The following is a 12,481-nucleotide window of genomic DNA, read 5'->3' on the forward strand; positions in this document are numbered from 1 at the left end:
CTTTTTCAAAATTTTTTTGTACTGTTTCAAAAAAGAATTGTACTGTTCAGGTAACTACCTGATCTTCAAGCTCTCTCTCCTTTGCAGAGAAACAATCAACCAAAAAACCGGCATCCCCTCATTTATCAACGGGGAATGCCGGTTTAAATGTTTTACACAAGCTGGTTCTTCACCAGCACCATTTTGATCTGGGTATACGTCACTTCCTCAGGCAGAGACTCCTTTAACGGCTTAAGGCGCGGTTCCTCAAGCTCTCCGCGTTTTGTGAGAATGAGAGACTCGAGCTGTTCGTCAAACCATTCATGAAAACGGAGTGTGTGACCTTCCTCGTATGCTTTTTGCAGATGTTTTTCAATTGTTTGGCCTGTCATGCCGCGAAGGTCGGCGATTTCTGTGATGGATTTGCCTTCCTCATAGAGCTCATAGCTCAGCAGGTGGCTTGGCTGATCGCTGTCAGGCAATACCTGAGGCTCCTTGCGTTTCGCAGCAGGCACAGAGGCAGGAATGGACGTCATCTTTTTGTTTTTCCCATTTACCTCCGTATAGCTTTTGATTGCGGCTATAAACGGTTCACCGTAAGCATCCCGTTTCCGTTCACCGACTCCTTTTACAGAAGATAGCTCGTCCATCGTTTCAGGATAATACTGTGCCATTTCACGCAGTGTGGCATCGGAGAAGACGACGTATGGCGGAACACCGTGCTCTTTTGCAAGTGCAGAGCGGACTTTACGAAGCTCCTCGAATAAGCCTTCGTCGTAGTCTGCTTTTTGCTTTTGTAATTCAAAGCCGGACTTCAGCCAGACCTCCTGCTGACCTTTCAGAACCGGAACAGCATCCTGTGTCAGCTTTAAGACGGGGAACTGTCCGCCATCAAGGGTTAAATACCCTTCGGCAATCAGGAGCTGAATTAAGTCAGAGATTTCCCTTTCCTTCATGCGGGACATTAATCCGTAAGTCGTAATTTTATCGAGCCTGAAATCGAGCAGCTTCTTGTTACGTGAACCTTTCAGCACTTTTGCTGTCATCCCTGTTCCGAAACGCTCGCCCATTCGTTTTACCGTTGAGAGAATCATCTGGACCTCGCGAGTTCGGTCGGATTTTTCACGGCTGTCGAGACAGCTGCTGCAGTGTCCACAGTCTGAGGTCATCTGATGATCCTCAAAGTAAGTAAGAATATAGCGCGGCAGGCAGCTGTTGCTGTGACAGTAGTTAATCATCTGCTGCAGCTTCCCGTATTCTTCCGCTCTTTTTTCCTCACTGTGAATGGATTGTTCAATCAGAAAGCGCTGGAGCATTGCGTCCTGAGGGCTGTAGAGCAGATAACAGTCTGAAGGTTCACCGTCACGTCCTGCGCGCCCGGCCTCCTGATAGTAGGATTCCATATTCATCGGAAGCTGGTAATGAAGAACGTAGCGTACGTTTGATTTATCTATCCCCATTCCAAATGCATTCGTAGCGACAATAATGTTTTTCTCGTCATAAATAAACTGCCGCTGCGACTCATTACGCTCCTCTTCTGACAGTCCTGCATGATAGCAGACTGCTTCAAATCCGGTTTCATTCAGCCAGTCAGTCAGCTGATCAGCATCTTTTCTTGTTGCAGTATAAATAATGCCAGTCTGATCCTGTTTCTCTTTTAGAAAACGGGAAATAAAGGTGCGTTTATCACCGGTCTTTACGACGTGAAAGGATAAATTATCACGGGCAAAACCGGTGTTGACGATATGGTCAGCATCAATAGATAGCAGGCTTGTGATGTCCTGGATGACGCGGTCTGTTGCTGTAGCCGTCAATGCGGTTAATACAGGGAGGTTAGGCAGCTGTTTGATCGTGTCAACAATCGTTCGGTAGCTCGGTCTGAAATCGTGTCCCCACTGGGATATACAGTGCGCTTCATCAAATGCAATCAAAGAGAGAGGGATTTGTGAAATCGTATTAAAAAAAGCGCTCGAGTCAAAACGCTCCGGTGCTGCATACATAAATTGATAGCGACCTTCCCGTAGTCCCTGCAGGCGTTCACGCGTTTCAGCAGCGGATAATGTACTGTTTATATAGGTGGCAGAAATGCCGTTTTCATTTAATGCATCAACCTGATCACGCATGAGTGAGATCAGGGGAGAGATGACAAGGGCAGTGCCTTCCATCATTAACCCGGGAATCTGATAGCAGATCGATTTCCCGCCGCCAGTCGGCATGATGCCGAGCGCGTTTTGGCGGTCTAAAACCGATTCAATGATCCGGTCCTGTCCCGGCCTGAATGCTTCATAGCCGAAATAGGTTTGCAGGACTTGCTGAGCCTGCTTGTTCATGAAAATCATCCCTTCTTCAATCAATCTTTTATTATTTTAACATGAGAAATGAAGCAGTACGATAAGCTTGTGTTTCGAAAGTCGAAGTATTATGGTAAGATAAAACATGTAGTCAGAAAATTGAAACAGGAGGAATCAACATGTCAACAGCGGTATATCCGGAAACGTGGGATTTAGATGTCTTTTTTAAAGGCGGAAGTCAGTCAGAGGAATTAGCACAGCACCTTAATACATATGAAAATAAAACGGCCCTTTTTGCTGATCGCGTTAAGGAATTCAACACACCTTCATCTGCTGATCAGGGAGATGAAGTATATGCACTGATCCAGCAAGCAAAAGAAGCAATGATGGGGCTTCGCCAGGTTGGCGCATTTGCAAGCTGCCTTGAAGCAGCCGATACATCAGATACAGGCGCAGGCGTACTGAGAGGAAAAGTTGTTTCTCTTTTTGCAGATTTCGGTACAGCGTATCAGGCATTTCAGCAGAAGCTTGCAGCAGCAGACGATCAGGTATGGGATCAACTGGTCGCACATGAGAAGCTGAACGAGTACGCATTTATTCTTGGTGAGTGGCGTGAGAGTGCAAAAGAAAGATTGTCAGAAGCGGAAGAGGCTCTAATCAGCGCGCTAGGTGTAGATGGATACCATGGCTGGGGACAGATGTATAATGCCCTTGTTGGTGAGATGTCCATTGAAATAGAAGTGGATGGAGAAAAGGAGACCCTTTCTGTTGGACAGGCCAATAATCTGAAGTCACATGAGGATGCAGCGGTCCGTGAAGAGGTAAAACAAAAACTCGATGAAGCGTGGCAGAAGCAGGAGAACCTGTTTGCCCAGACGCTGAACCACCTTGGCGGTTTCCGTCTGGCTCTTTACAAAAAGCGCGGCTGGGATGACTTTATGAAGGAGCCGCTTGATTACAACCGCATGAAGCCTGAAACATTGGATGCCATGTGGGGCGCAATCAGCAAGAGCAAGCAGCCTTTTGTAAAATTCCTGGATCATAAAGCGAAGCTTCTTGGTCTGGAGAAAATGAAGTGGGCTCATCTGGATGCACCGATCTCATCGAGTGTGAAGAAACTTCCATACAGCGAAGGGGCTGCTTTTATTTTAAAGCATTTTAAGAAATTTGGCCCGGAAATGGCTGCATTTGCTGAAAAAGCTTTTGAAGAGGGCTGGATTGAAGCTGAAGACCGCGCAGGTAAACGTCCGGGTGGATTCTGCACAGGCTTCCCTCAAAGTGAGCAATCCCGTATTTTCATGACATACAGCGGCACGATGTCGAATGTGGCGACACTTGCACATGAGCTTGGCCACGCCTTCCATTCGTATGCGCTTCGACCTATGGACCAACTGAACAGAATGTATGCGATGAACGTGGCAGAAACGGCGTCAACGTTTGCTGAAATGATCGTGTCTGATGCGGCGGTTAAAGAGGCGGAAACAAAAGAAGAGCAGGCAGCTTTGCTTGAGGATAAAGTATCAAGAAGCATCGCCTTCTTCATGAACATTCACTCACGTTTTATTTTTGAAAAGAACTTCTATGAAGAGCGCAAGCAGGGCTTCGTAACTGCCGAGCGTCTGAATCAGCTGACGGTAGAAGCGCAAAATGAAGCTTACGGTGGTGCAGTGGAGGATAACGAGCCGCGTTTCTGGGCTTCAAAGCTTCATTTCCATATTACAGGCGTACCATTCTACAATTTCCCGTATACATTTGGTTACCTGTTCTCGCTCAGCATTTACGCCCGTGCACTGGAAGAGGGAACGGATTACGAGGAGAAGTACATGGCGCTGCTGCGTGATACCGCAGTGATGACAACAGAAGAGCTCGCGATGAAACACCTCGGTGAAGACATCACAACAGAAGCCTTCTGGATGAAAGGCATAGAGCTGTGTGTGAAGGATGCAGAGGATTTTATAGCGTTAACTTCCTGATGAGAGAGGAGCTGCCTTTAGGGGCGGCTTCTTTTCAAGTTAACGAATGCATGTTTTGACAAAAGGTGCGTGTGGGGCAGTTTGATGGAATCCAATTTAGAAATGAAGGAATCGTGCTGTCGTAGTGATGGAATTATGAGAGTCAATGAAGGGAAAGTAAAGGCTTGAGGACGTAGTGAGGGAATTATATTTTCAAACGAAGGAATCATTTTTTAGAAAGAAGGAATAAAAATCTGATTCGATTGAAAAATTTTCCTTAAAGAAGGAATACCGTCGGGCTCCGATTATGACTTTCTATGATCAAAGAAAATTCACATTCCACAGTCGACCGTCAGGCAGGTTTTGGTTTACACTAAAAGAAACAACTAGACATTGGAGAGAGTGCTTATGGTGCTATTGAAAAGTGAGCGTCTGTATTTCAGGCCTCTGGCGGAAGAGGATATTGATGAGTTCGTTGAGCTTTTGATTCGTAATCGCAGGTTTTGGACCATTTATGAACCGAAGCATCCGGACCCTTTTTATACGAGGGAAACCCAGCTTGAAAAACTGGCTGAGGCGAAACAGCAGCAGAAGCTTGGGAAGGAATACAGCTGGGGAATTTATCATTCAGATACTAATCGTTTAATTGGTAGTGTATCCATCTACTCCATTCGCCGACTGCCATTTGCGTCAGCCTACATCGGTTATTCACTTGATGAAGAGCACACGAAACAGGGTTACGGAACGGAAGCGGTTCAGGCAGCGCTGCGTTTTGCCTTTCGTGACTTCGGCCTGCACCGGATTGAAGCCCTGGTCTCACCTAAAAATGAGGCTTCTCAAAAAGTGCTTGAAAAAGTAGGCATGCAGCAGGAGGGCCTTCTCCGCAAAAACCTGTTTATCAACGGTGTTTGGGAGGATCATTACTTGTACAGCATGCTTGAGGATGATTTCTGAAAGGGTAAGACCTTTTGGGAGCGGTATGTCGTACGTTTATTAAACCGTTTTATACAATAGAGAAGCCGGGACACTCTTAACAGGAGCTGTTCCGGCTTTTTGTTGTGCGTTTTAAGGAGAGTCGTTAAATGAATACAAAGAGTGGTCGAATAACCTGAAAGAGTGGTCGAATACTCCGAAAGAGTGGTCGAATCCATCCCGAAAAGTCGCCTAATAACTTCAAAGAGTTCTCAAATGGCTCACAACTTACTACGCCTCAGGTCCTACTCCAAAATCAAGCTCCGGCTCCTGTCGGGGTTTTTTGCTGTGCTCTAAACTAAGGGTACAAAGAAAAAAGGAGGAAATAACATGAACAAATTCTGGTTAACCCTGATTGGTGTGACCGCAGCGATTGTATTGCTTTCAAATCTTGGATCGATAGCGGGTCTGGTTGTCAGCCTTGTGATTACTTATTTCGCTGCAAAATGGTATGTGTCATCTGACAAGCTTTGGGTGAAGATTACGACAGGAATTGTCGGAGCGATTGCCGCATTGTCCGCCATCTTTAACGTACCGGCGATTCTCGGTGTTCTGGCCATTTATGTACTGTACGTTGTTGTGAAAAAGTGGAATCGTGAGCCTGTGACCAATGAGCCGTTTTCATACTTTGAAAAACAGTGGAATGATCTTAAGAAAAAATCATATTAAAACATACAACAAAAAAAGGAGACGATCATATGAATCACGTACTAACAAAAATAGCAGAAGTCATCAAACAGGATTTTCAGGATGCGAAGTGGAAGAAAGAGATGTCGAATCCTCTCACAGCTTTGTCAAAGGAGATCAAGGATTGTGAGGCAGCAGTGAAGCGTGCACAACAGCTGACTGATCGCCAGAAGCTCCTTAAAAAGGAATTTGAAAAGGAATTCCGTGAAGCAAAATCAATGGCTGAAAAACGCAAAGAGCATGTTAAGCTGGCGGAAGAAGCCGGGAAAGAGGAGCTTGCAGCAGCGGCATTAAGAGAATACACCTATTACAGCGGCCGCACAGAGCGCCTGGAGATCACGATTCGTGAAGCGGAGGCCCAGCTGAAGGATCTTGAGCATCAGCAGGAACAGATCACATTTAAGCTGAAAGACCTTCAGTTGAAGCGACTTGAATATATGGCAAAGGAAAATGCCGTAAAGGGTGAAAAACAGGCGTCATTTATGCTGAATCCGGAGCAGGTAACGGATGAAGATCGCCGGTTTATGCAGATTGATCAGTACTTAAAGTCCGAAGAAAAGAAAAAAGAAGTGCTGACGATTGATGAACAAATTGAAGAGTTGAAACACGAAAATTGATGAATTCGGGAGAAAGGGGAGACCCTTCCTCCCGAATTTGGGGTTCCGGTAAACAGAATGAAAGGCTAAAATAAGAAAGCAGGATGATCAACAAGGGGGTGGGCAGAATGAAATGGCTAAAAGAAATGTCCTTATCAAACTGGGTAACTGCCTGTCTGGTACTCGTATTCATTGAAATTATTTTATTTAACAGCGGGATGATCTTTTCGTTTGCGGTAGCAGGTGCGTTTATTTACTTTGGGAAACGCCGCTGGGACCGGCTGTATGGGAAGATCCTGTTAGGTGTTGGTGCGCTTTCTTTATTAACAGCTGTTTTGTCGATGGTCACATTGAGAATTCTCGCAGTCGTACTGATTGTTTATTTGATTATGAAATATACAGAGTCTAAGAAAGACCCTGTTACGTATAGAGCGAAAATGGAAAGTAAGTTCAAGGAAGATAAAGAAAGACTTCTTTTATCTAAAAAACCTTTTTTCCTGAATAAGTGGGTAGGATCTCATTCTACACCTGATCACTCATTTGAATGGGAAGATATTCATCTGCAAAACGGAATCGGTGATGTACTCATTGATTTGAGTAATACAGTGTTACCGGACCGGGAAGTATTTATTTCGATGAGAAATCTGGCCGGGAACATTACGATTCTTGTCCCTTATGAACTGGATATCTCGATTCAGCATGCTGCTGTTGCCGGAGAAGCTTCGATTTTTAAGAAGCATTCCTCCCGTCTGTGGAATGAAAATCTTGTGTATGAAACAGAGCATTACCGGTCCGCTTCTCAGAAAGTGACGATTTTTACATCAGTGCTTGTCGGGGATATCGAGGTGAAGCGCGTATGATGGCGAAAAATACGTTTCAGGCGGTGGGGCTGAGTGTCCTGACAGTATTGCTGACTTTCGGTGTCTACCTTTTAATGTTTCCACCCGAACAGTGGGGAAGCCTTTGGCAGGAGACGATCCTGGATATTCCGATCGTTCTGTTTCTTGTCCTGCAGCTGCTTCTTGTGTCCATGATCTGGGGACTGATTCAGGGGCATGGTTATAAAAGACAGGTGATGATGGTACAGCGTCAGCTTGATGATCTGCTTTTAGGGCGTGCAACATCAGAGGGAAGCCTGCCCAAAACGGCGGAGCTTTCCAAGCTGTCAGAAAAAGCATCAGAGCTGCAGGCGTTATGGACAGAACAGGTGCTGACGAGTCAGAAACTTGCGAGTGAGAAGGTTGAACAGCAGGAGCAGAAAATTCAGGAGATGGTCTCTCAGGAACGGCAGCGGCTGGCACGTGAGCTGCACGATTCAGTCAGCCAGCAGCTGTTTGCCGCATCGATGCTGATGTCAGCGATTAATGAGGAGGAAAGCGCGCGGGAAAATCGTCAGCTGCAAATGGTGGAGAAGATGATTCAGCAGTCTCAGATTGAGATGCGTGCGCTGCTTTTACATTTAAGACCGGCTGCTTTAAAAGGTAAAACATTGGCGGAAGGTATTGAAGAACTGCTGACTGAGCTTCAGCTGAAGGTTCCATTGAAGCTGACCTGGAAGGCTGAGCCGCTTGAACTTGAGAGAAGTGTGGAGGATCATCTGTTTCGTATTTTACAGGAATCGATTTCAAATACATTACGTCATGCTGAGGCGGAAATTCTCAGCGTTTTATGCATTTTACGGGATGATTATGTCATTCTGCGAATTACGGACGACGGTAAAGGTTTCACGATTTCAGAGGATAAAGCAGGCTCATATGGTCTTGCCAGCATGCGTGAACGCGCTGCTGAAATTGGCGGGAAGTTAAAAATCGTTTCTCTTCCTGATCAGGGAACGCGTCTTGAAATCAAGGTACCTTTTAAAAGAAGGGAGGAAGCGGAATGATACGGGTATTATTCGTAGACGATCACGAAATGGTCCGGATTGGCGTGGGATCTTATTTAGCGGCTCAGCATGATATTGAAGTGGTGGGCGAATGTGACGACGGAGAACCGGCTGTGAAAATGGCATTAGAGCTGAAGCCGGATATTATTTTAATGGACCTTGTAATGAAAAAGATGGATGGCATCGAGGCGACCTCACAAATCATCAAAAAGTGGCCGGAAGCAAAAATCATCATTGTCACAAGCTTTTTAGACGATGATAAAGTGTATCCTGCACTTGAAGCAGGTGCGGTCAGTTACTTACTTAAAACATCGAAAGCAAAAGACATAGCAGACGCGATCCGGAAAACGCACAACGGAGAAACGGTTTTAGAGCCTGAGGTGACCGGAAAAGTCATGCAGCGTATGAGAGGTGGAGTACCTAAATTGCTGCATCAGGATCTGACAGACCGTGAAAAAGAAATTTTACTGCTGGTTGCAGAAGGAAAAACAAATCAGGAGATTGCTGATGAGTTATACATTGCCTTGAAAACAGTCAAAACCCATGTCAGTAACATTCTTGGGAAGCTTGAAGTTCAGGATCGCACACAGGCTGTTATTTATGCATTTAAGCATGATTTGGTAAAATAGGTAAATGAATATGTTAAGGACTTTTGTTTCTGGGTAAACAAATACAAACGCTCTTGAAAGGAGTCCTATGCATGCATTCCTTATTGGAAAATCAGGCGAAAGACTGCTGCTGGTTGAACGAGCCGCCGGACTACGCGCTTGAAGATAAAGAATTAATCGTCAAAACAAAAGAAAAGACAGATTTCTGGAGAAAAACGCATTACGGCTTTGATCGCATGGATGGACATGTCTTTTATAAGGAAATCATAGGTGCCTTTGAAACAGAAGCCGTATTCACAATGAAGGATCCGAAAAGCCGGTATGATCAGGCGGGTCTTTTTATTATGGTATCAGATGACTGCTGGCTGAAGGCGTCACTTGAATATATCCCGGAAAAGCATTCCTTCCTCGGTGCTGTCGTTACAAATAATGGATACTCAGACTGGTCATCGTGTAACGTGCCAACACCTGAAAACGGAATTAAGCTCGCGTTCAAAATTTCCCGTGAAGGCGGAAACTACCGGATCTGGTCCAAACCCGCAGAAGGCGATCATGAATATCAGCAGTTGAGAATTGCCCGTCTTCATGAGGATGATCACAATGGTAAAGTAAAGCTTGGCCTATACGCATGCAGTCCATCACCAGGCGGAGGTTTTACCACAGTTTTCCACTCCTGGACCGTTCAATTAGAAGTGAAGTAAAGGAATGATTGGATGATTACAATAGAAGATTGGTTTTCCTATCATAAATGGGGAACGCAAAAACAGCTCGCTCATTTGAAAACGTTACCTGAAGAAGTTTATACAAAAGAAATTCAAAGTGTATTTCCGTCCATAAAGGAAGTGTTTGACCACGTCTATGTAGTGGATTATTTGTGGCTGGAGCGGATTAAAGGAACAGAAAGGCCAGAGGCTCCCGCTACATCACTCAGAACCGTAGAGGAAGCATCAGCGGCTTTTAAGGAGCTCCACTTGCAATACGATCAGGTGCTGGCAGAGATTGACCCTGTTACAATCCGATCCTTTTTTACGATGAAAGGAATTCCGATGACGAATTCTGTTGAGGAAATGGTTTACACAGTCGTCAATCACGGCTCTTACCATAGAGGAAACGTGACAGCTATGCATCGTCAGCTTGGATATAGCGGGGTTGTATATGATTATATTTATTATTTGAATGAAAAAAGAAGCTGAAATCAGATCAGCTTCTTTTTTTATTACGCTTTTACATAACCCTCAGACACGAGATCAAGACGGCCAGTTTCAGGATCGATAACAAGTCCGTGGACAGGAACTTTGGCATCCATCAGCGGGTGATTACGAACAAGCTCTGCTGTGTGCTTCACACTATCAGACACGTCATCAAAACCTTTCAGCCACTCGTGTAAATTGATGCCGGAATATCCTAATGTATCAATTGTTTCATCAGAAATACCACGGTTCTTCATTTTAGAAATCATGGATTCACTGTTTACCGCACCCATACCGCAATCGTAGTGGCCGATAATCAGTACTTCATCTGCCTGAAGCTCATAAACTGCAACAAGAAGGCTTCGCATGACGCTTCCAAACGGGTGAGTAATCACGGCTCCGGCATTGCGGACCATTTTGACGTCACCGTTTTTAAGGTTCATCGATTTAGGTAAAAGCTCTAGAAGACGTGTATCCATGCATGTCAGGATGACAAGCTTTTTGTCAGGGAGCTTTGTCGTGGCGTATGTTTCATATTCTTTTTCTTTAACGAATGTTTCGTTATAGGTAAGCAGTTCGGATAATAGTGTCATGTAAATCCTCCTTATGTAAATATGGATTGATACGTTGCAGATGATCTTCCTTCTTTATTGTAAGTAAAGATTTGGGTTCTGTCGAATGTATTTGGAGAACCGGAGCGGATTCTTTCTTACGTGGCCGGATGTTGAATCCGTCTTTGCTTCAGCTGTTTTTACCTGACCGTTTCCTTAATAGGAGTTGACAGGAGAACAAGGATTTAAAAAGCGGGCAGAAGGCATCCTTCGCTTTCCGCGGCCGCGCGGTGAGCCAGCTATTGCTGCGCAATACGCTGTCTCACCTGTCGCTTCGCTGCCGCAGGAGTCTACGGATGCCTTCTGCCCTGGGTTTGTGCAGTAGATTTCGGTTTTTTTGGAAAGATAGTTGGTTAAGTTCAAGAACTGACCCAGATTCTCAGTAGTTTTTGAGAGAGTGGTTATATAGATGGAGAAGGTTGTTAAAAAGATAGAAAGAGTTGTCAAATAAGTTTCAGTGATAAAAAAACCTGGATGCCGCTTGTCGGGCATTCAGGTTTTTGGTAATCAGGATTCAAACAGGTATGAAAATTCTCCGTAGCCTTCTGCTTCAAGGTCTTCAGCGGGGATAAATCTCATGGCTGCTGAGTTCATGCAGTATCGGAGGCCGGTTGGCTCTGGGCCGTCTTCAAATACGTGGCCAAGATGGGAATCGGCGTATTTACTGCGGACTTCAATTCTCATACCGAAAATTCCCGGATCTTCAACTTCTACGATATTTTCAGGGACTAGTGGTTTCGTAAAGGAAGGCCAGCCCGTTCTGGAATCGTATTTGTCTGTAGAACTGAATAGAGGTTCGCCTGAGACGATGTCTACATAAATGCCGTCTTCGTAAAAGCCGTCATACTCATTATCAAAAGGGGTTTCTGTTCCGTCTTCCTGTGTGACTTCATATTGAATGTCGGTTAGCATTTCACGGAGTTCCTCATCAGTATAGCTGACATTATAAGGACTGTTTTCTTCCTGTTCCTCTTTTGTTGGCAAATCACCGTTTCGTTCATCAACTGTCCAGTACTGATTTAAGAATTGATCTCTACCGGAGTTTGCCCGGTAAAGTTCATATCGTCCTTCATTTTTAATGTAATAATCCTGATGATATTCTTCTGCAATATAAAATGTGGAAGCATCCGTAATCGGAACGATGATCTCAGCATCAAACCTGCCGGAATCAATTAATTCCTGTTTGGAAGCTTCAGCTGCAGCTCTTTCTTCATCATTTTGTACAAAGATTTCAGGACGGTACTGCTTTCCGCGGTCAATAAACTGACCTTCTGAATCTGTCGGATCGATCTGTTTCCAGAATACATCCAGCAGATCCTCATAACTGATGACACTTGGATCATAAATGACCTGCACGGCTTCTGTATGACCGGTTTCGCCACCGGCTACTTGACTGTATTCAGGATTTTCTTCTTCTCCACCGGTATAACCGGATACCGCATCACGTACACCGGCAAGCTTTTCAAATGGTGGCTCCATACACCAGAAGCATCCGCCGGCAAAAATAGCGACTTCTTCATTAGGTGCAAGGTCCGCGCCTGAGCTTGCTTCACTGCCATATGACCGGTTCAGCAATTCATCGGAGAAGGCGAAAAAGAGGCCTGCAGCAGCTACAACCAGCCCCACACTGATTAATAGCCAGTTTTTCTTTTTTCTTTTCATTCGCTCACCCCATTAGTTTTAGATGGAAGTGAAATGTCCAACTCTTAAGTA

General features: G+C 44.9%; 12 protein-coding genes. 9 read left to right on the forward strand and 3 right to left on the reverse strand.

Going from position 1 to position 12,481, the window contains the following annotated elements; genetic code table 11:
* Positions 1-152: 152 nt before the first annotated feature.
* Positions 153-2,309 (reverse strand): DNA helicase RecQ, encoded by a 2,157-nt coding sequence (gene recQ, locus E2491_RS04060; protein ID WP_134373074.1) that lies wholly within the window; start codon positions 2,307-2,309, stop codon positions 153-155.
* A gap of 140 nt (positions 2,310-2,449) precedes the next feature.
* On the opposite strand from recQ, the gene E2491_RS04065 reads away from it, so the two are divergent.
* The 9 genes from E2491_RS04065 (at position 2,450) to E2491_RS04105 (ending at position 10,160) form a co-directional block, all read left to right on the forward strand.
* Positions 2,450-4,243, forward strand: a complete 1,794-nt coding sequence (locus E2491_RS04065; protein ID WP_134373077.1) for a M3 family oligoendopeptidase — start codon at positions 2,450-2,452, stop codon at positions 4,241-4,243.
* A gap of 387 nt (positions 4,244-4,630) precedes the next feature.
* Positions 4,631-5,176 (forward strand): GNAT family N-acetyltransferase, encoded by a 546-nt coding sequence (locus E2491_RS04070; protein WP_134373080.1) that lies wholly within the window; start codon positions 4,631-4,633, stop codon positions 5,174-5,176.
* 348 nt (positions 5,177-5,524) lie between these two features.
* The gene (locus E2491_RS04075; protein WP_134373083.1) at positions 5,525-5,863 is read left to right on the forward strand and encodes a lmo0954 family membrane protein; all 339 of its coding nucleotides are present in this window, start codon (positions 5,525-5,527) and stop codon (positions 5,861-5,863) included.
* Positions 5,864-5,892: 29 nt separating this feature from the next.
* Positions 5,893-6,498, forward strand: coding sequence for a PspA/IM30 family protein (locus E2491_RS04080; protein WP_134373086.1), 606 nt, complete (start codon positions 5,893-5,895; stop codon positions 6,496-6,498).
* 107 nt (positions 6,499-6,605) lie between these two features.
* Positions 6,606-7,337 carry a cell wall-active antibiotics response protein LiaF gene (gene liaF / locus E2491_RS04085; protein ID WP_166805781.1) on the forward strand — a complete coding sequence of 244 codons (732 nt, stop codon included), beginning with the start codon at positions 6,606-6,608 and terminating at the stop codon, positions 7,335-7,337.
* The gene (locus tag E2491_RS04090) at positions 7,334-8,359 is read left to right on the forward strand and encodes a sensor histidine kinase (RefSeq protein WP_134373092.1); all 1,026 of its coding nucleotides are present in this window, start codon (positions 7,334-7,336) and stop codon (positions 8,357-8,359) included. Before liaF ends, E2491_RS04090 begins: the two co-directional genes overlap by 4 nt.
* The gene (locus tag E2491_RS04095) at positions 8,356-8,988 is read left to right on the forward strand and encodes a response regulator transcription factor (protein ID WP_134373095.1); all 633 of its coding nucleotides are present in this window, start codon (positions 8,356-8,358) and stop codon (positions 8,986-8,988) included. Before E2491_RS04090 ends, E2491_RS04095 begins: the two co-directional genes overlap by 4 nt.
* Before the next feature lie 71 nt (positions 8,989-9,059).
* The gene (locus E2491_RS04100) at positions 9,060-9,668 is read left to right on the forward strand and encodes a DUF1349 domain-containing protein (RefSeq protein ID WP_134373098.1); all 609 of its coding nucleotides are present in this window, start codon (positions 9,060-9,062) and stop codon (positions 9,666-9,668) included.
* 12 nt (positions 9,669-9,680) lie between these two features.
* Complete coding sequence (locus E2491_RS04105; protein ID WP_134373101.1) at positions 9,681-10,160, forward strand: DinB family protein; 480 nt, start codon at positions 9,681-9,683, stop codon at positions 10,158-10,160.
* Between the two features lie 23 nt (positions 10,161-10,183).
* On the opposite strand, the gene E2491_RS04110 is transcribed toward E2491_RS04105, so the two are convergent.
* Together E2491_RS04110 and msrB are read right to left on the reverse strand one after the other, a co-directional pair.
* Positions 10,184-10,750 (reverse strand): beta-class carbonic anhydrase, encoded by a 567-nt coding sequence (locus tag E2491_RS04110; protein ID WP_134373104.1) that lies wholly within the window; start codon positions 10,748-10,750, stop codon positions 10,184-10,186.
* A gap of 525 nt (positions 10,751-11,275) precedes the next feature.
* The gene (gene msrB / locus E2491_RS04115; protein WP_134373107.1) at positions 11,276-12,430 is read right to left on the reverse strand and encodes a peptide-methionine (R)-S-oxide reductase MsrB; all 1,155 of its coding nucleotides are present in this window, start codon (positions 12,428-12,430) and stop codon (positions 11,276-11,278) included.
* Positions 12,431-12,481: the final 51 nt, after the last annotated feature.

Source organism: Jeotgalibacillus sp. R-1-5s-1, assembly GCF_004405105.1.
Lineage (GTDB): Bacteria > Bacillota > Bacilli > Bacillales > Jeotgalibacillaceae > Jeotgalibacillus.

Coding starts and splice junctions, on each gene's coding strand:
- recQ (WP_134373074.1), bottom strand. CDS start 2,309: ATGAACAAGCAGGCTCAGCAAGTCCTGCAAACCTATTTCGGCTATGAA.
- E2491_RS04065 (WP_134373077.1), top strand. CDS start 2,450: ATGTCAACAGCGGTATATCCGGAAACGTGGGATTTAGATGTCTTTTTT.
- E2491_RS04070 (WP_134373080.1), top strand. CDS start 4,631: ATGGTGCTATTGAAAAGTGAGCGTCTGTATTTCAGGCCTCTGGCGGAA.
- E2491_RS04075 (WP_134373083.1), top strand. CDS start 5,525: ATGAACAAATTCTGGTTAACCCTGATTGGTGTGACCGCAGCGATTGTA.
- E2491_RS04080 (WP_134373086.1), top strand. CDS start 5,893: ATGAATCACGTACTAACAAAAATAGCAGAAGTCATCAAACAGGATTTT.
- liaF (WP_166805781.1), top strand. CDS start 6,606: ATGAAATGGCTAAAAGAAATGTCCTTATCAAACTGGGTAACTGCCTGT.
- E2491_RS04090 (WP_134373092.1), top strand. CDS start 7,334: ATGATGGCGAAAAATACGTTTCAGGCGGTGGGGCTGAGTGTCCTGACA.
- E2491_RS04095 (WP_134373095.1), top strand. CDS start 8,356: ATGATACGGGTATTATTCGTAGACGATCACGAAATGGTCCGGATTGGC.
- E2491_RS04100 (WP_134373098.1), top strand. CDS start 9,060: ATGCATTCCTTATTGGAAAATCAGGCGAAAGACTGCTGCTGGTTGAAC.
- E2491_RS04105 (WP_134373101.1), top strand. CDS start 9,681: ATGATTACAATAGAAGATTGGTTTTCCTATCATAAATGGGGAACGCAA.
- E2491_RS04110 (WP_134373104.1), bottom strand. CDS start 10,750: ATGACACTATTATCCGAACTGCTTACCTATAACGAAACATTCGTTAAA.
- msrB (WP_134373107.1), bottom strand. CDS start 12,430: ATGAAAAGAAAAAAGAAAAACTGGCTATTAATCAGTGTGGGGCTGGTT.